The organism is Streptomyces paludis, assembly GCF_003344965.1.
In the GTDB taxonomy this organism is placed as follows: Bacteria; Actinomycetota; Actinomycetes; order Streptomycetales; family Streptomycetaceae; genus Streptomyces; species Streptomyces paludis.
Genome location: NZ_CP031194.1, coordinates 3551889 through 3569885 on the forward strand (window position 1 = coordinate 3551889; position 17997 = coordinate 3569885).

At 69.6% G+C, this 17997-nt stretch carries 15 protein-coding genes and 2 tRNA genes; 12 read left to right on the forward strand and 5 right to left on the reverse strand.

Going from position 1 to position 17997, the window contains the following annotated elements:
* Positions 1-204: 204 nt before the first annotated feature.
* The 6 genes from gyrB (at position 205) to DVK44_RS15630 (ending at position 8354) form a co-directional block, all read left to right on the forward strand.
* Positions 205-2286 (forward strand): DNA topoisomerase (ATP-hydrolyzing) subunit B, encoded by a 2082-nt coding sequence (gyrB, locus tag DVK44_RS15600; RefSeq protein ID WP_114660229.1) that lies wholly within the window; start codon positions 205-207, stop codon positions 2284-2286.
* 51 nt (positions 2287-2337) lie between these two features.
* A complete protein-coding gene (gyrA, locus tag DVK44_RS15605) occupies positions 2338-4992 on the forward strand; it encodes a DNA gyrase subunit A (RefSeq protein WP_114660230.1) in 2655 nt (884 codons plus the stop codon).
* Between the two features lie 88 nt (positions 4993-5080).
* On the forward strand, positions 5081-5788 hold the full coding sequence (locus DVK44_RS15610) for a DUF3566 domain-containing protein (protein ID WP_228447163.1): 708 nt from the start codon (positions 5081-5083) through the stop codon (positions 5786-5788).
* A gap of 60 nt (positions 5789-5848) precedes the next feature.
* Positions 5849-5922: transfer RNA gene (locus tag DVK44_RS15615), tRNA-Ile, on the forward strand.
* Positions 5923-6274: 352 nt separating this feature from the next.
* On the forward strand, positions 6275-6409 hold the full coding sequence (locus DVK44_RS37095) for a DLW-39 family protein (protein ID WP_003958712.1): 135 nt from the start codon (positions 6275-6277) through the stop codon (positions 6407-6409).
* A gap of 463 nt (positions 6410-6872) precedes the next feature.
* Positions 6873-8354 carry a hypothetical protein gene (locus tag DVK44_RS15630; RefSeq protein ID WP_331461603.1) on the forward strand — a complete coding sequence of 494 codons (1482 nt, stop codon included), beginning with the start codon at positions 6873-6875 and terminating at the stop codon, positions 8352-8354.
* A 19-nt stretch (positions 8355-8373) separates the two neighbouring features.
* Here DVK44_RS15630 and DVK44_RS15635 read toward each other — a convergent pair whose 3' ends face one another.
* Together DVK44_RS15635 and DVK44_RS15640 are read right to left on the reverse strand one after the other, a co-directional pair.
* Positions 8374-9666 (reverse strand): serine/threonine-protein kinase, encoded by a 1293-nt coding sequence (locus DVK44_RS15635; protein ID WP_114660232.1) that lies wholly within the window; start codon positions 9664-9666, stop codon positions 8374-8376.
* A 103-nt stretch (positions 9667-9769) separates the two neighbouring features.
* Positions 9770-10318, reverse strand: coding sequence for a helix-turn-helix domain-containing protein (locus DVK44_RS15640; protein WP_114660233.1), 549 nt, complete (start codon positions 10316-10318; stop codon positions 9770-9772).
* Between the two features lie 187 nt (positions 10319-10505).
* On the opposite strand from DVK44_RS15640, the gene DVK44_RS15645 reads away from it, so the two are divergent.
* From DVK44_RS15645 to DVK44_RS15650, 3 genes are all read left to right on the forward strand, one after another.
* A tRNA-Ala gene (locus DVK44_RS15645) sits at positions 10506-10578 on the forward strand.
* 104 nt (positions 10579-10682) lie between these two features.
* A complete protein-coding gene (locus tag DVK44_RS37100; RefSeq protein ID WP_228447164.1) occupies positions 10683-10976 on the forward strand; it encodes a hypothetical protein in 294 nt (97 codons plus the stop codon).
* 21 nt (positions 10977-10997) lie between these two features.
* Positions 10998-12041, forward strand: coding sequence for a tyrosine-type recombinase/integrase (locus tag DVK44_RS15650; RefSeq protein ID WP_228447165.1), 1044 nt, complete (start codon positions 10998-11000; stop codon positions 12039-12041).
* Between the two features lie 43 nt (positions 12042-12084).
* Here the strand turns inward: DVK44_RS15650 and DVK44_RS15655 are convergent, their stop codons facing one another.
* Positions 12085-12720, reverse strand: a complete 636-nt coding sequence (locus DVK44_RS15655; protein WP_114660234.1) for an HNH endonuclease family protein — start codon at positions 12718-12720, stop codon at positions 12085-12087.
* Entirely contained in the window at positions 12710-13201 is a 492-nt protein-coding gene (locus tag DVK44_RS15660; protein WP_162793841.1) for a hypothetical protein, read from the reverse strand. The genes DVK44_RS15655 and DVK44_RS15660 overlap by 11 nt, the downstream gene beginning before the upstream one ends.
* A 500-nt stretch (positions 13202-13701) precedes the next feature.
* On the opposite strand from DVK44_RS15660, the gene DVK44_RS15665 reads away from it, so the two are divergent.
* A complete protein-coding gene (locus tag DVK44_RS15665) occupies positions 13702-15477 on the forward strand; it encodes a ParB N-terminal domain-containing protein (RefSeq protein WP_114660236.1) in 1776 nt (591 codons plus the stop codon).
* Positions 15478-15701: 224 nt separating this feature from the next.
* Here DVK44_RS15665 and DVK44_RS37105 read toward each other — a convergent pair whose 3' ends face one another.
* On the reverse strand, positions 15702-16010 hold the full coding sequence (locus DVK44_RS37105) for a hypothetical protein (protein ID WP_228447166.1): 309 nt from the start codon (positions 16008-16010) through the stop codon (positions 15702-15704).
* Positions 16011-16032: 22 nt separating this feature from the next.
* Here DVK44_RS37105 and DVK44_RS15675 point away from each other — a divergent pair, with 22 nt between their 5' ends.
* Both DVK44_RS15675 and DVK44_RS15685 read left to right on the forward strand, forming a co-directional pair.
* The gene (locus DVK44_RS15675) at positions 16033-16692 is read left to right on the forward strand and encodes a hypothetical protein (RefSeq protein ID WP_228447167.1); all 660 of its coding nucleotides are present in this window, start codon (positions 16033-16035) and stop codon (positions 16690-16692) included.
* Positions 16693-17196: 504 nt separating this feature from the next.
* Positions 17197-17997 (forward strand): alpha/beta fold hydrolase, encoded by an 801-nt coding sequence (locus DVK44_RS15685; protein ID WP_114660237.1) that lies wholly within the window; start codon positions 17197-17199, stop codon positions 17995-17997.

Here is a 17997-nt window from a genome sequence, read left to right on the forward strand (position 1 = left end):
CCTCTTGGAGCCCCTTCCCGAATATGGGGAGTCGTGAGCCGCTCATCCAGGGCGGCACATGCGGACTCAGGTACCGGCAAACCCCCATTCGGGTCGGCGCTACCGGTAGACTGATGGAGAATCCCGCGTGCTTGCGGGAACCGTCAACAGATGCTGACACAAGCCGAACGACGCAGCCGCTCCCGCTTGCTCGGAGAACGGCCTGTGCTGTGCCAGAAAGGGCGCTTCGTGGCCGATTCCGGCAACCCCCATGAGAAGTCTCCGTCGACCGGCGTCGGTGAGAACGGCGAGGTGACCGCCTCGTACGACGCCAGTGCCATCACCGTGCTCGAAGGTCTGGACGCGGTCCGCAAGCGCCCCGGCATGTACATCGGCTCGACGGGCGAGCGCGGACTGCATCACCTGGTGTACGAGGTCGTCGACAACTCCGTCGACGAGGCCCTGGCGGGCCACGCGGACACCATCGACGTCACGATCCTCGCCGACGGCGGGGTGCGCGTGATCGACAACGGCCGCGGTATCCCGGTGGACATCGTCCCGTCCGAGGGCAAGCCGGCCGTCGAGGTCGTGCTCACGGTGCTGCACGCGGGCGGCAAGTTCGGCGGCGGCGGTTACGCCGTCTCCGGCGGGCTGCACGGCGTCGGCGTCTCGGTCGTCAACGCCCTGTCGTCGCGGGTCGCGGTCGACGTCAAGCGCGACGGCTACCGCTGGACGCAGGACTACAAGCTCGGTGTGCCGACCGCGCCGCTGGACCGCAAGGAGGAGACGTCCGACTCCGGTACGACGGTCACGTTCTGGGCCGACCCGGATGTCTTCGAGACGACGGACTACTCCTTCGAGACGCTGTCCCGGCGCTTCCAGGAGATGGCCTTCCTCAACAAGGGCCTGACCCTGACGCTGACGGACGAGCGCGAGTCGGCCAAGGCCGTCGTGGGCGCGGATGTCGCGGGCACGGACGCCCCGGAGAGCGCGGGCGAGGAGCAGCCGGCGCGTACGGTCACGTACTTCTACGAGGGCGGCATCGTCGACTTCGTGAAGTATCTGAACTCGCGCAAGGGTGAGCTGATCCACCCGACGGTCATCGACATCGAGGCCGAGGACAAGGAGCGGATGCTCTCGGTCGAGATCGCGATGCAGTGGAACTCGCAGTACAGCGAGGGGGTGTACTCCTTCGCCAACACGATCCACACGCACGAGGGCGGTACGCACGAGGAGGGCTTCCGCGCGGCGATGACCGGGCTGGTCAACCGCTACGCGCGCGAGAAGAAGTTCCTGCGGGAGAAGGACGACAACCTGGCGGGCGAGGACATCCGCGAGGGTCTGACGGCGATCATCTCCGTCAAGCTCGGTGAGCCGCAGTTCGAGGGCCAGACGAAGACCAAGCTCGGCAACACCGAGGCGAAGACGTTTGTGCAGAAGATCGTGCACGAGCATCTGACGGACTGGTTCGACCGCAATCCCAATGAGGCCGCGGACATCATCCGCAAGTCGATCCAGGCCGCCACGGCCCGGGTCGCGGCCCGCAAGGCGCGCGATCTGACCCGGCGCAAGGGGCTGCTGGAGAGCGCGTCGCTGCCCGGCAAGCTGAGCGACTGCCAGTCGAACGACCCGTCGAAGTGCGAGATCTTCATCGTCGAGGGCGACTCCGCCGGCGGTTCGGCGAAGTCCGGCCGTAACCCGATGTACCAGGCCATCCTGCCGATCCGCGGCAAGATCCTGAACGTCGAGAAGGCCCGGATCGACAAGATCCTCCAGAACACCGAGGTCCAGGCGCTGATCAGCGCCTTCGGCACCGGGGTGCACGAGGACTTCGACATCGAGAAGCTCCGCTATCACAAGATCATCCTGATGGCGGACGCCGATGTCGACGGCCAGCACATCAACACGCTGCTGCTGACGTTCCTGTTCCGGTTCATGCGCCCGCTGGTCGAGGCCGGACACGTCTATCTGTCGCGGCCGCCCCTCTACAAGATCAAGTGGGGCCGGGACGACTTCGAGTACGCGTACTCCGACCGGGAGCGCGACGCCCTGGTCGAGCTGGGCAAGCAGAACGGCAAGCGGATCCGCGAGGACTCGATCCAGCGCTTCAAGGGCCTGGGCGAGATGAACGCCGAGGAGCTGCGGGTCACCACGATGGACGTCGACCACCGCGTGCTCGGCCAGGTCACCCTGGACGACGCGGCCCAGGCCGACGATCTGTTCTCGGTGCTGATGGGCGAGGACGTCGAGGCTCGTCGGTCCTTCATCCAGCGCAATGCCAAGGACGTCCGCTTCCTCGACATCTGAGTCGGTCTCAGCTGACGGATTCGAATAGGCCGAAAGGAACACTGACCAGCAATGGCCGACGAGAACACCCCCGACACCCCTGATTCCCCCGCTCCGCCCGCCGGCGCGGACGGCGGCGCCCCCGAGACCGTGACCGCGGTGGAGGGCCTGGCCCTGCGCGTGGAGCCGGTCGGGCTAGAGACCGAGATGCAGCGTTCGTATCTTGACTACGCGATGTCCGTCATCGTGTCGCGCGCGCTGCCGGACGTACGGGACGGCCTCAAGCCCGTACACCGCCGGGTGCTGTACGCGATGTACGACGGCGGTTACCGGCCCGAGAAGGGCTTCTACAAGTGCGCCCGTGTCGTCGGTGACGTCATGGGTACCTATCACCCGCACGGCGACTCCTCGATCTACGACGCGCTCGTGCGGCTCGCGCAGCCGTGGTCGATGCGGATGCCGCTGGTCGACTCCAACGGCAACTTCGGTTCCCCGGGCAATGACCCGGCCGCCGCCATGCGGTACACCGAGTGCAAGATGATGCCGCTGTCGATGGAGATGCTCCGGGACATCGACGAGGAGACCGTCGACCTCACGGACAACTACGACGGGCGCAACCAGGAGCCGACGGTCCTGCCGGCCCGGTTCCCGAACCTGCTGATCAACGGCTCCGCCGGGATCGCCGTCGGGATGGCCACGAACATCCCGCCGCACAATCTGCGGGAGGTGGCGGCCGGCGCGATGTGGGCGCTGGAGCACCCGGAGGCGAGCCACGAGGAGCTGCTCGACGCGCTGATCGAGCGGATCAAGGGCCCCGACTTCCCGACGGGCGCGCTGGTGGTGGGCCGCAAGGGCATCGAGGAGGCGTACCGGACGGGCCGCGGCTCGATCACGATGCGCGCGGTGGTCGAGGTCGAGGAGATCCAGAACCGCCAGTGCCTGGTGGTCACGGAGCTGCCGTACCAGACCAACCCGGACAATCTCGCGCAGAAGATTGCCGATCTGGTCAAGGACGGCAGGGTCGGCGGGATCGCCGACGTCCGGGACGAGACGTCCTCGCGTACGGGACAGCGGCTGGTCGTCGTCCTGAAGCGGGACGCGGTCGCCAAGGTCGTGCTGAACAACCTGTACAAGCACACGGACCTCCAGTCGAACTTCAGCGCGAACATGCTGGCGCTGGTGGACGGTGTGCCGCGCACGCTGTCGCTGGACGCGTTCATCCGGCACTGGGTGACGCACCAGGTCGAGGTCATCGTCCGGCGGACGAGGTTCCGGCTGCGCAAGGCCGAGGAGCGGGCGCACATCCTGCGCGGTCTGCTCAAGGCGCTGGACGCGATCGACGAGGTCATCGCGCTGATCCGGCGCAGTGACACGGTCGAGATCGCGCGCGAGGGCCTGATGGGGCTGCTCTCGATCGACGAGATCCAGGCGAACGCGATCCTGGAGATGCAGTTGCGGCGGCTGGCCGCGCTGGAGCGGCAGAAGATCGTCGCTGAGCACGACGAGTTGCAGCAGAAGATCAACGAGTACAACGCGATCCTGGCCTCGCCGGAGAAGCAGCGTCAGATCATCCGCGAGGAACTGACCGTCATCGTCGACAAGTTCGGTGACGACCGGCGGTCCAAGCTGGTTCCCTTCGACGGTGACATGTCCATGGAGGACTTGATCGCCGAGGAGGACATCGTCGTCACCATCACGCGCGGCGGCTATGTGAAGCGTACGAAGGCGGACGACTACCGCTCGCAGAAGCGCGGCGGCAAGGGCGTGCGCGGGACGAAGCTCAAGGAAGACGACATCGTCGACCACTTCTTCGTCTCGACGACCCACCACTGGCTGCTGTTCTTCACGAACAAGGGCCGGGTCTACCGGGCGAAGGCGTACGAGCTGCCGGACGCCGGCCGGGACGCGCGCGGCCAGCACGTGGCCAATCTGCTGGCCTTCCAGCCGGACGAGCAGATCGCCGAGATCCTGGCGATCCGCGACTACGAGGCCGTGCCGTATCTCGTTCTGGCCACAAAGGCCGGGCTGGTGAAGAAGACGGCGCTGAAGGATTACGACTCGCCGCGCTCGGGCGGGGTTATCGCGATCAATCTCCGGGAGACGGAGTCGGGCGCCGACGACGAGCTGATCGGGGCGGAGCTGGTGTCCGCGGAGGACGATCTGCTGCTGATCAGCCGCAAGGCGCAGTCCATCCGGTTCACGGCGACGGACGACGCTCTTCGGCCAATGGGACGAGCGACATCCGGGGTCAAGGGGATGAGTTTCCGCGAAGGGGACGAGCTGCTGTCGATGAATGTCGTCCGGCCCGGTACTTTCGTCTTCACCGCGACGGACGGCGGGTACGCGAAGCGGACCGCCGTCGACGAGTACCGCGTCCAGGGCCGCGGCGGCCTCGGTATCAAGGCCGCCAAGATCGTGGAGGACCGTGGTTCTCTCGTCGGTGCGTTGGTGGTCGAGGAGACGGATGAGATCCTTGCCATCACCCTCGGCGGCGGTGTGATTCGCACGCGCGTCAACGAAGTCAGGGAGACGGGCCGTGACACCATGGGCGTCCAACTGATCAACCTGGGCAAGCGTGATGCCGTCGTCGGTATCGCACGCAATGCCGAGGCGGGGCGTGAGGCCGAAGAGGTCGACGGGAGCGATGACCCGGCGGCCGAAGCGGCCGGTACGGCCGAGGTCGTAGCCGAGGGCACTCAGTCCTCGGCCGGGGAGCACGAGGAGTAAAAGCGTGAGTGGAGCCACGGGCGCCGGATCGAACGCTTCCGGAGGGAACGGTGCCCGTGGCCCTGCCACGGACTCCCAGGGGGTAGCGGTGACCGATACCCGGGGGCAGCAGCCCCCGTACCAGCAGACTTACGGTACTGAGCAGCCGAAGCCGGCGGCTCAGCCTTACCATCCGCCGCAGGCGTATCCGGCCCCGGCGCCCGCTTCGGCACCGCAGCCCGGTGCCGGTGCCGGCACCGGCGCGGGTGCGGGTGCGCAGGTCGGAACGCAGCAGGGCCAAGGTCAGAGTCAGACCCAGGGTCAGGGCCAGATCTTCGGCCAGGGCCAGGGCCAACAGGGAGTCTCCGTGACAACTGCCGCTTCGGGTACCGCCGCGGCCACCGCCGCCGTCAGACTGCCGCGGACCGGCGCTCGCACCACACCGCGTACACGCAAGGCGCGGCTGCGGGTGTCGAAGGCCGATCCGTGGTCCGTGATGAAGGTCAGTTTCCTGCTCTCCATCGCGCTCGGCGTGTGCACGGTCGTCGCGGCCGCCGTGCTGTGGATGGTCATGGACGCGATGGGCGTCTTCTCGACGGTCGGCGGGACGATCAGTGAGGCCACGGGCTCGACCGAGAGCAATGGCTTCGATCTCCAGTCGTTCCTGTCGCTGCCGCGCGTGCTCATCTTCACCTCGGTCATCGCGGTGATCGATGTGGTGCTCGCGACGGCGCTGGCGACGCTCGGGGCCTTCATCTACAACCTGTCCGCGGGCTTCGTGGGCGGTGTCGAGCTGACGCTCGCCGAGGACGAGTGAGCGTCGTCCCAACCGATTTTGGGGCTGGCCCTGAAGTGCGCTAATCTTCAGGGGCAGCGCGGGGCTATAGCTCAGTTGGTTAGAGCGCATCCCTGATAAGGATGAGGCCACAGGTTCAAATCCTGTTAGCCCCACCGCGAAGAACGGCCCGTACGGAAATCATCCGTACGGGCCGTTTGCATAACCCCGACGCATACGACCGACCGGCACATGGGGGGTGGGTGAAGGAGCGGGGGCTGGTGCGTGCAGCTGCAAGGCGGAGGAGGGAGTGATGGCGGAGCCATCGTGACCGACGACAACGCCGCAGATGTGCGTGCCAGCCCCCGTGACGCCGCCCCCCATGTGCCGGTCGGTCTAAGCCCTGACAGCGGCGCCGACTGGCCCATTGCGCGGATCGGGGAGCGCGGGCAGATCACCGATCGGTATCGGCCGGTGTGTATAGTCGGCGCCAGAAGTCCCTACGTCAAGGAAAGACGAGGTCGCGCGGTGAAGAAGCTTCTCTTGGTCGCACTGGCCGCCATCGGCGGGCTCCTCGTGTACCGCCAGATCCAGGCGGACCGCGCCGAGCAGGATCTGTGGACGGAGGCGACCGACTCCGTGCCCGCAGGTTCGGGTGTGTGAGTCGCAGCAGTCCGAATTGCGAGCCCCGGCCGCCGAGCGGCCGGGGCTTCGTGCTGTCCGGGGGCGGTTTGCTGGGGTGTGGCGAGCGCGTATGGTTTGCGTACGTGAATAATCTGCTTGCTCGGGCAAATGTCTGTGGTCTGGGTCTAGGTCTGGCTTTGGGGCTGGTCTGGGGCTGGACCGGGGCTTGCGGCGGCTTTCCGGCGGTTCCCTGGATGGCCTCTGGCGGCCTTTCGGCGGGCTGGTGAGGTACGGGGCCGGATGGGGCCCGCGAGGCGCTCTGGGGCCCGACTGGCGTGCTCCGTAAGGCCGTTGGGGCCGCAGGGCGTACGGCGGCCGGCGGGGCGCGTGGGTGATTCGGGTGGCCGCGCAGACAGCGACGGGACGGCCGGGGCAGGATGGACCGGCACCATGATGCGGCGCGGGGTGCCCGGGAGGGCGCCGGACGGCGAAGGGGAAGCGCGTGAACGGGGAGCGGGAGCGGGAGCGGCGCGAGCGGGTACGGGTACGCGTGCGGGTACGGGGACTTCTGCGGGTACGGCGCGAGCGGGTACGCCGGGTGCGCGCGGTCGGGGCGTCGGCGGTGTGTGCGGCGGCGGCCCTCTGCGCGGTCGCGGCGCTGCCCGGGACGGCGGGGCGGGCCTGGGCGGCCGGCGAGCCCGCTCCGTACGCCTTCGGGCCGGACACGAAGCCGGTCACCGGCTCGGCGACCACCAGCGGCGCGCGGCCCCTCGACGCGGGCGCCACGTACAAGGACACGATCGAGCCGGGCGGCCGGCGTATCTACCGGCTGGACCTCGACGCGGAGACAAACGCGTATGTCTCGGCCGTGGCCGTGCCGAAGCCGGGCACGACGGTCGCCCCCTCGGACAACATCAAGGTCTCGCTCCAGAACGGCCAGGGCAACCAGTGCAGTTCGAACGACGCCAGGTTCGGCGGCGTGGGCGCCTTCCCGCGTCCCCTCGCGGCCTACGCGTACCGGACGGTGGAGAAGGGCTCGTACCTCTGCAAGGACGCCGGCCGGTACTACGTCGTCGTGGAGCGGACCAGCGACGAGACCTCCACGCCCGAGCCCTGGGAGCTGGAGATCCGCCATGTCGCCGAGCCGGGGCTGACGGAGCAGGGCCCCACCAGCGCGCCGACGGTGTGGCCGAGCGCGTCCCCGGGGCCGGCCGCCGGCGACCGTACGGGCGAGCGCAAGGGCGGCAGCAGCTTCTACGACGCGAAGGGGCTGAGCGGCGGCGAGTGGACGACGGGGATCGAGCCGGGGGCCTCGCTCTTCTACCGGATCCCGGTGGACTGGGGGCAGCAGCTGTTCGTCGCCGCCGACTTGAGCAGCTCGGAGGTGACGGACGGGCCAGCGGTGAGCGGCGCGTTCGCCGTGTCCCTGTACAACCCGGCGCTCGGGCTCGTCGGCAGCGGCAGCCCGGTCTCGTACGACGGCCGGCAGAAGACGGTGGCGCTCTCGCCGCTGCCGCCGGTCGCGTACGAGAACCGGTTCGGCTATGCGACCGGTGACAAGGACATGCGGTTCGCGGGCTGGTACTACCTGCGGGTCAGCCTCAACCCGGAGGTCGCCACCTCGTTCGGGACCGCGCCGATCCCGCTGACGCTGCGGGTCAACGTCACGGGCGAGGCGAAGCCGGGGCCCGCGTACGCGGGACCGGCGGGTGACTTCGGCGTGACGCCGGACGACCGGGAGGTCGCGGCGGACGGGCTGACGCCGTCGGACCGCGCGAACGGCGACACCATGGCGCTGATCGCGGCGGCGGGGATCGGCACGGGGACGGCGCTGGTGCTCGGACTCGGGGTGTGGACGCTGCGCGCGCGGCGGAACGCGGCAGGGGGTGCGGCGGGCGGCGTACCGGCGCAGGTGACGGCTGGGCCCTCGTATGAACCGCAGGGGTACGGGCCGCAGGGGTACGGGCCGCCTCCCGGGCGGTGAGCGGCGGCGGCGCGGCTGCTCAGATCCGGGACAGCGCCCAGAAGCCGACCGCGAAGCAGGCCAGGGCGAGCAGCAGCACCGGGACGGCGACCTTCAGGGGCGGGCCGGGGCGGTGGGGCGCGGGTGCCGCTGTCGGCGCGGAGGTTTGTTGGGGCTGGAGTTGCGGGGCGGTGTAGGGGCGGGTGAGGGCCTGCTCGTGCCGTACCGCTTCGGTCGGTGCGTGGGCCAGCAACTGCTGCGGGTGTTGGGGGTGGAGGGGCTGCTGGGGCGGAGGAGGCAGGTGGAAGCTGCCGGTCTCTGACATGGCGCCGGACACGGGGGAGGATGCCGGCGGCTGGGGAGGGAGCGGCGGGGGCGTGGTTTCCGGCTGTGATTCGGGTTGCGGCTGCGGCTGCGGTTCGGGTTCCGGTTCGGGCTTTGGTTCGGCGGCCGGGAGGGGGCCCTGCGGGCCGAAGCCGGCCGGCAGCGGGCCGATCTGGTCGAAGACCTCGACCGGCTCGTCGTCCGCGCCCGGTTCGGGCAGCAGCTCCACGGCCGCCGTCAGCGCCTTGCGGGCGCCCGTGGCCGTACGGAACCGGGCGTGCGGATCGGGCTGGAGCAGTCCCGCCAGCACCTGCCACAGCGGCTCGGGGATGCCCTCGGGCGCGCCGGGGGTGCCGTGTGCGGCGAAGTACTCGATCAGGGCCCGGGAGTCGGGCTTCTGCCCCTGGAGCAGATAGAGCGCTACCAGGCCGACGGCGAAGAGGTCGGAGGGGAAGTCGGGCTCGGCGCCCATCAGTTGCTCGGGAGCGAAGTAACCGGGCGTGCCCACCACGTAGTTGGTCTCCGTCAGGCGGGGCTCGCCCTTGCGCATGGAGATGCCGAAGTCGGAGAGGCGCAGATGCGGCCGGGCGGTGCCGGTCGCCTCCATGAGGATGTTGGCGGGTTTGATGTCGCGGTGGACGACGCCTTCCGCGTGGACGGCGGCGAGCCCGGCGAGGAGCTGGTCGAGCAGGGTGCAGACGAAGCGGGGCGGCAGCGGCCCGTAGTCGCCGATGACATGGGCCAGCGACCCCCCGCTGACCAGGTCCATGGTGAAGAGGACCTTGTCGTCGTCGGCGGCCCAGCTCGCGGGGGCGAGGACATGCGGATGGTCGATCCGGAGCGCCTGTTCGCGGACGAACCGGAGCAGGGTGTGCGCGTCGCTCTGCTGGAGGACCTTGGCCGCGACGTAACGCCGCCGCCGGTGGTCCCAGGCGCGCCAGACGGCACCGACGCCGCCCCGGCCGACCGGGTCGATCAGCTCGTACCGTCCCGCGAAGATCTCACCCATTGCGCCGCGCCCGCTCCCCGTCGTCTCGGCCGTTTGTGTGCCGCGTCTTTGTGTCGCGTCTTTGTGCCGTGCCCGGAACCGCCTGCCGGCCCCGGTCCGTCTGTCAGCTCTGGTGCGCCTCGTAGTGGGCGACGGCTTCGGCGGTGCGTCCGGCGCCGTAGACCCGGAGGAACTCTGCCAGTTCCGGCTGGGTCGCGGCGAGGGAGTCCGCCGCGTCTATGATGTCGCCGGCCGCCGCGACCGACCGCAGCAGCGACTGGATCTCACGGACCACCCGGCGGACGGTGGGCGCGCCCGTGCTGTGGGTCGTCTGGCTGGTGGCGCTGAGGACGGAGCCGCCCTGCGATTTCTTGATCTCCTCCATCCGGTCCGTCGCCTCACCGGCGCTGACGCTGCCGTCGGCCACCTGCCCGGCGAGGTCCTGGAGCGCCTGCACCCGCTGGACGACCGCGGGATTGCCGATCTTCGCGCGCTGACCGCTCATCAGCTGGGAGAGCATCGGGGCGGACAGCCCGAGGACGGCCGCGAGCCGGGCCTGGTTCAGCCCCAGGTCATCGATGAGCCGGCGGAAGAGCGCCCCCAGAGGCTCTCCGTACCAGCTCCGCTGAAGTTCTCTGGCTCTGGCGGTCGATTCCTGCTGTGCGGCGTCCATGCGCGTCTCCCCATCGCTTCCCCATGCGGCAGCTTCGCTGCTGCGAACCTCGTGGGGCATCTTACGGAGAGTGGTCGCGCGCGGGGAGCCCCAATCCTTTTGCGGGATACCCGCCCACACCCGGTACTCTGGTTCCCGGTGACGCGCAGGGCCCCGGCGACGACGGCTCGGCGTACCCACCTTTAGCGGGGCCTTAGCTCAGTTGGTAGAGCGCTGTCTTTGCATGGCAGATGTCAGGAGTTCGACTCTCCTAGGCTCCACAATCAGAGAGGTCCCCTGACCTGCGGAAACGCTGATCAGGGGACCTCTCCGTGTTCATAACGTCAGCACCGTGTCAGCACCGGTCTGATTTACGGTGCCTTCCATGGCGTACATCAAGAAACGGGACAAGCGCGACGGAACGGCGAGCTTCACCGTCATGTGGAGGGCCGGCGGGGCCCGCGGTCGCAAGCAGGAATCGGAAGTCTTCGACGACTCCGGGGCTGCCGAGCGCTTCCGGGATCTGGTGAACGGACACGGCCAGCGGTGGCCGCCGGGCTGGGTGCGCGGGGAGGGCTTCATCGCGGACCTGCGACGACCCGAAAGTATGTTCGAACCCTTCGCTCTCGCCTACGTCGACCGGCTGACCGGTATCCAGGGCGACACACGAAGCAAGTAAAAGAAGGAGATACGCGAGAACATGGCCCCCTGGTTCGGGCCCTACTCCGTGGAGGACGGCGAGGGCGCCGTCGTCCGGGACATGGTGCAGAACTGGGTCAACGACTTGGAGAACGGCAGGCCGGCCCCTCTCGACCGGCCGGACCGGAAGCCACGGACGAAGTACAAGCCGAAGACCGTCCAGGACAAGCATGGGCTGCTGTCCGCGATTCTCCAGTCGGCCGTCGACGCCGAGCCGCAGCTCAGGGCCGCGAATCCGTGCGCGCACACCCGGCTGCCGCGACTGGACGGTGACGAGGTCGACGAGGAGATGACCTTCCTTGAGCGGGAGGAGTGGGCGCAGATCCACGAGTGCATGGCGGAGGACGCCCAAAACCTCGCGGAGACCTTCGCCGAGACGGGTGCACGCTGGGGAGAGGTGACCGCGCTTCAGCCGCGCGATCTCCGGCGCCGCAACGGGCGCCCCGCGATCCGTATCCAGCGAGCCTGGAAGCGGGACGAGGACGGCAAGCCCTACATGGGCGCGCCGAAAACGAAGAAGAGCCGCAGGACGATGGTCATTACTTTCAAGCTCGACCGAATGCTCCGTCGGCGCGCCAAAGGGCTGGCTCCCGACGAGCTGATGTTCAAGGGGCCCACAGGCAATCAATGGGATGCGGGAACGTTCCGCCGGCTTCGCTGGCTGCCCGCGATCACGCTTGCCGCGGAGAAGTTCGGCCTGATCAAGCGGCCCCGAATTCACGACATCCGGCATTCCCACGCCGCGTGGCTCATCGCCGCCAAGGTCCCTCTCCCAGCCATTCAGGCCCGGCTGGGCCACGAGTCCATCACCACCACCGTGGACCGGTACGGCCACCTCCTGGACGCGCTGGACGACGAGGTCATGTCCGCCGTCGAGTGGGCGATGGATCCGACCGCTCAGCTTCCGAAGTTCCTGGCGGACACCGGTCTCGCGTCTGTGACGGAGGGGCTTCCGGAGGTTCCCCGGCAGCGGTCCGGCACATCGGCGGACATGGGGCAGGACGCGAGCGAACTGGGGCAGCAGGGCGCTTCGTACGGCGGCTGACCTGTCTTCGTCGTCACCGTGGATGGGTCCGTTGGCAGGCGGTTCACCAGAGGCTGAGGGGGCGGCCCGCTCGCATTGCCGCGCGAATGCGTGCCGCGATATCCGCGCTGGGCTCCCCGGCCTCTCGGCCAGTCCGGATGGCGGCGCCGATCGCGCGGGAGCGGCCGGCGGGGCCTCGGAGGTCGGCGAGGGGACTGCCCGGGTTTCTGCGGCGGGCCAGCCACTCGGCCCGGTTCTCGGCCGCCGTGCCCAGCCTGAGGTGCGTCGGCTGCTGGCAGGAGTGGTTGTCGCAGGTGTGGCAGACGGTGGGGCTGTTGGTGTCCCAGCCGAGGCGGGGGATGACGCCGTGGGCGAGCTGGTACCCGTACAGATGGCCCGGCACCGTCCCCTTGCGCGTCCTGCCCGGCCGTGAGGCGGCCCTGAAGCTGGCGTGGCCGGTGCTGGAGATCCCGCCGAAGAAGAACCAGCAGTCCTCGGTTGACGGGGTCCGGTAGACCTTCGCCCAGTACCGGGTCTGCACGGATTCGTCGGTCAGCCAGACCGTCCACTCAACGGCCGGTACGCGGACGGGAGTTGGCTCACCGATGAGGGAAAGTTGCTCGTCAATGTGAACGGGCCCGGCCCCGTTCACCGCCGCGAGCGGGAAGAGGCCGGGCCCGAAGTCGTTCTCAGGCGGCATCAGCCCGGCTGTCGTCCGTCGTGACGGCCGGGGCCGGGACGCCCGAGGTCGCGGAGGCAGCGCCGGCCGCATCCGGTCGAGGCTTACGGGGTCGGGTCGAGCGGGGCCGCTCGGCGTGGGCACGTAGCTCTTCGATGATCTCCCTCGCCCGAGCGGCGGTAACAGGCTTCGCCTCGCGTTCCAGCTCCTCCGCCGGGACGCCCAGGAGTTCCGAGACCAACTCGGCGTCGTTGCCGAACAGTCGCAGGACTACAGCAGCAGCTTCCCGCGCCGTGACGTCGGCCTCCTCCTTCGCCTTGGCCGCCTTCACCGCGGCCTCGCGTGCAGTCAGCACGTTTGCGGCAGCCATCTCCCGCGTCTTCGCCTTCAGCGCTTCAGCAGCGCGAACCCGCCGGCGCAGCTCCGACGCGCTCACCGGTCCTGCCGAATTGGTGCCCACCGTGCCCCCACTCTGTTCGAAATCAGTGCTCGTCGCGCGCACCGTAGGCACAGGTCCGCGGACATCTCGAACCACGCCTTCGGCAGGTGCTGGCGAGGGCGAAAGGCTGCCTCTGGCGGGTCCTCTCTCGGAGGGGGTGGGGGCTGGTGGGTTGGGTGCGGGCGCGTTGTGGTGCGGGTGGTGGGGGCGGGGTTCCCTCCTCGGCCGGACACCCCAGGGGGCGTACCAGGAACCCGGACACGGCGTCCAGGCCGGGCCGCTGCGCGGTCGCTTCGCGAGCCTGGACACCGCGCCCGGAACCCTGGTACGGCGGAGCTGTCCGACCGAGGAGGGAACCCCGCCCGGGTGCGTTGTGGCCGGGCCCGGCCGGGCGGGTGCGGGTCGACGGTGGCGGGAAAGAGCAGGTCAGGGCCCATAGCAGGTTGATTCAATCCTTAGAACATGGTTTAATTAGTGATATCGGAAGGGGGCGGGCAACCCCCCGACCGGCACCCCACCGGGCCGAACGGCCCGGCGCACTCTCACCAGAATGAGAAGGATCGATGACGAACACCAAGACCCAGGCCGGCGTCCAGACCTCCCCTGCCCCGTGGCCGACCCTCGCGGTCGCCGAGCTGGCCGCGCACCCCGGCAACGTCCGCGACATCCAGGCCCCGGCCGATCTGCTGGCCGACGTGAAGGACAACGGCGTCGTGGAGCCGCTGTACGTCGTGCGCACCCACGGCGACGTGCCGCAGGTCATCGACGGATTCCAGCGACTGGCCGCTGCCGTCGCCGCAGGGCTGGAGACCGTGCCGGTCACCCCGCGCCCCGTGATCCGGATCGACGCGCTCACCCCGCACCCGAAGAACGCCCGCGAGGACTTGGACATCAACGCGCCGTTCGTGGAGTCCCTCCGCGCTGAGGGCTGCCGGGACCCGGTCAAGATCCAGCGAGTTGACGGCGGAGTCCTCCAGGTCAACGACGGGAACCGCCGCCTGTACGGATCGAAGGACGCGGGTCTTACCCACCTGCCGTACGAGTGGGACGACGACGATCGCGACGCGGCCGGACAGTTTCTCGACATGATCACGACCGCCCAGCACCGCAAGAGCCTGACGCCGTCGGAGATGAACCAGGCGATGTTCAGCGCCGCCGAGGCGGGCGCCCAGGTCGGCCGTATCGCCCGAGCCGCAGGCGTGCGGCAGAAGGACGTCAAGGCGCTGGTCAAGGTGCGGTCCGACGAGAAGCTGTCGGCCGCCGTCAGCGGCGCGAGCAGCTACGAGTGGACGTTCGAGCACATGGCCGCTCTCGGCGAGTTTGCCGATGACGCCGAAGCGCTCGCCGCGATCACCGAGGCCGCAGTCGAGGACGACGCGGACGCCGGAGACGTCGACTGGGCCATTGCCGTGGAACGGACCAAGCGCGACAAGCGGATCAAGGCCGAGGCTCACCGGGCGGAGTTGGAGACGGCCGGGCAGAAGATCAGGGATGCCGAGGAGTTGTCCGAGCGGGCGGTGCCCGTGTGGCGGCTGCGCGGCATCAGCATCGAGGAGCACACCGAGTGCAAGGGGCTTGTGTGGGTGTTCGACGAGCGGCGGGGGGATCGGTACGAGCCCTACTGCTCCGCCCCCGGTCTGTACGGGCACGCGGTGCCCGAGGGTGCCAGCGCCAGCGGCAGTGCGACGACCAGCGCCGACAAGGAAGCCGAGCGCGCCGCCCGCGCCGCCGTCAAGAAGGGGAACATCGACTGGGACGCGGCCGAGGCCCTGCGCCGGAAGTGGATCACGGACCTGAGCAAGCGCCGCAACCTGCCGAAGAGCACCACCAGCACTCTGATCGAGCACGTCAATGAAGCTCTACTGAATGGCAGTTGGGGAATCTCCGACGACCTGAACAAGGAGGGCACCACCGAGATCCTGGCCGGTTTCCTGGGGCTGAACGCCGAGCAGGCCAAGGACCGGGGCAGCTTCACCGGGCACGTCGCCAAGGACCCGCGCCGGGCCCCGCAGCTCCAGTTCGCCGCCATCGCCGCCGTACGGGAGAAGTGCGCGAACCGGTCTGCGTGGCGAACCGACGACCAGCACGCCCCGTGGACGCGGAAGCCCACCGCCCGTTGGTTCAAGATCCTGGCGTCTCTGGGGTACCCGCTCACGCCCATTGAGCAGTCCGTCGTGGACGAGGAGCCGTACGACCCGGCGAAGAAGAAGCCCCGCGCCGCGATCACGTCCGGCAGCGAACCGGAGGCCGAGCAGGAGCCCGGCACCGACGAGGAGACAAGCGCGCCGGAGGTCGAAGGGGCCGACGAACCGGCCAGCGACGACGAAGCCGCCGCCTAGCCCCGCAGCCGCCCGACGCCGGGGGCGGGAATCTCCCCGCCCCCGGCCGCCCCAGGAGCCCCACAGTGACCCGTACGCCCCTGTTCGAGACCCTCGCCGACGACCACGGTTGCGGGTGCGTCCCCGCCCCGGCCGAGCCCGACCCCAGCACCACCGCCGACGTCATGCAGGCCCGCGCCATCGCCGCAGGGCTCGCGGAGTTCGGCATCGGGTCCGCCCGCTGGTCAGCCGCGTACGACTGCGAAGCCGCCGCCGTCGTACTGCGCGTGGACACCGCGCGCGGACTGTACGCGCTCGCCATCCCCGCCCCCGGCCAGCCGTTCCCCGTACGCCACCGGGGCGAGCGCATCGGCGCTCTCGATTGCTGCCGTACGCTGTCGGCGGTGCCGTACGCCCGCCACGAGAACGGCGAGATGCGGCAGTTGGGCACGACGTGCGTCGAGCCGTACACCGGTCTGCCGATCAAGGGACTTGAGGCCCTGTGGCGATTCGGCACACTGAAGGACTCCGACTGGGACGGCGAGGGGGGGCATCCCGGCCGACCTCCGCGTCCCGGTGACCGAGGTTCTGCGGGTCACCGCCGCCATCGTGAAGACGGAGGGCAGGTTCTACAGCCGGTCCGAGCAGTGGAAGAACACGATGCCGACCGCCGACGGCGTCGAAGCGTACTTCTTCGACCGCAAGGCCCCGCAGGAGTGGAAGGACGGTATCGACGCCAACCCCGACGCGCCGACCACCGCCGCCGCCGTCCGGGCGTGGGCCGTCCAGGGATACGGCAGCCTCTCCGACTACCGCCACAAGGTGGGCCAGCTCGCCAAGGGTGAGACGGTCGACCCGCGCCACCTGCCGACGCTGGTGTCCGCCATCGCGGGTTGGTACCGCGACCAGGAGAAGGAAGCCGCCGAGCGGGCCACCCAGAACAGCAAGCCGCAGGGCACAGTGGGCGAGCGGATCACCACCACCGCCACCGTCACCACCGTGATCGAGCTGGAGGACCGTACGTACGGCTACCACACCCAGCGCCGCCGACTGGTGAAGTTCCAGGACCCGAGCGGCAACGTGTTCGTCTGGTTCAGCAGCGCCGGGACGGTCCCCGACCAGGGCGACGAGGTCGAGCTGACCGGCACGGTCAAGGACCACAGCATCTACGGCGAGACCGCACAGACCGTACTCACCCGGTGCCGGGTCGCCGCACGCGAACCGGTCGCCGCGTAGCAGGAGCCCGGCCGGGCGAGAGTCACCGCCCGGCCGGACCCCGGCCGCCGGGCCGTGGGCCGTGCGGCATCGAGCCGCCCACCCCACGCAGCGCCCACCGCCGTCCGGAACCGCCCGCGTCGGCGGCCGGCCCCGGACACCGGGCCCTGTACGAAGGGCGCGCCCTTCGGGACGGCTCAGCCCGGCCCGGCTCGCAGCCGGCCGGAACGTCCGGGCCGCGGGCGGCCCTCCCGCTCCGGCCGGACGCCGGGCCAAGGGGCTGCAAGCCCAGACCAGCTTGAGCAGCCGGCCCGGCGCGGCCATGAACCGCTTCAGCAACCCCGGGGAGGCCATCGAGTCGTGCACATTGGCAGGCACGGTCACCTTCAGCAGCAGGCCCAGGGTGTCGGTCAGAATGTGGCGCTTCCTGCCGTCGCGCGAATTCGCGCCGTCACAGCCGCGGCTGTCGCCGGTGACGGCCAAGCCCCTGCTTTGAGAAGGGAGGGCGATGGGAAACTGGCGGGTATGGATATCCGTCGCAGGAACAACGTCACCGTCACCGGCCGTGCGGACGGGCCGGTGTTGCTGCTGGCCCACGGGTTCGGCTGTGACCAGAACATGTGGCGTCTGGTGGCCCCCGCCCTGGCCGAGAGCTTCCGGGTGGTGCTCTTCGACTACGTGGGCTCGGGTCGGGCGGACTCTTCGGCCTGGGATGAGCGGCGCTACAGCTCGCTGGAGGGCTACGCGCGCGATGTGCTGGAGGTTGCCGAGGAGCTGGATCTGCGGGATGTGACGTTCGTTGGGCATTCGGTCAGCGCGATGGTCGGGGTGCACGCGGCTGCGAAGGCGCCGGAGCGTATCTCGCGTCTGGTGATGGTCGCTCCCTCGCCTCGCTACATCGACGAAGACGGCTACCGTGGCGGTTTCAGCGCGGAGGACATCGACGAGCTGCTGGAGTCTTTGGAGTCGAACTATCTGGGCTGGTCGGCGGCGATGGCACCGGTCATCATGGGGAACGCGGACCGTCCGGAACTCGGCCAGGAGCTGACCGGCTCGTTCTGCGCGACCGACCCGGACATGGCCCGGGTCTTCGCCCGCACGACGTTCCTGTCCGACAGCCGCGCGGACCTGAAGACGGTCACAGTGGCGACGCTGATCCTGGAGTGCCGGCAGGACGTGATCGCTCCCCGCGAGGTCGGCGCCTACGTCCGCGACGCCATCCCCGGCAGTCGGCTGGTCACCCTGGAGGCGACGGGGCACTGCCCGCAGCTGAGCGCACCGCGGGCCACCACGGGGGCGATCACCGACTTCGTCGGAGCGGTTTGA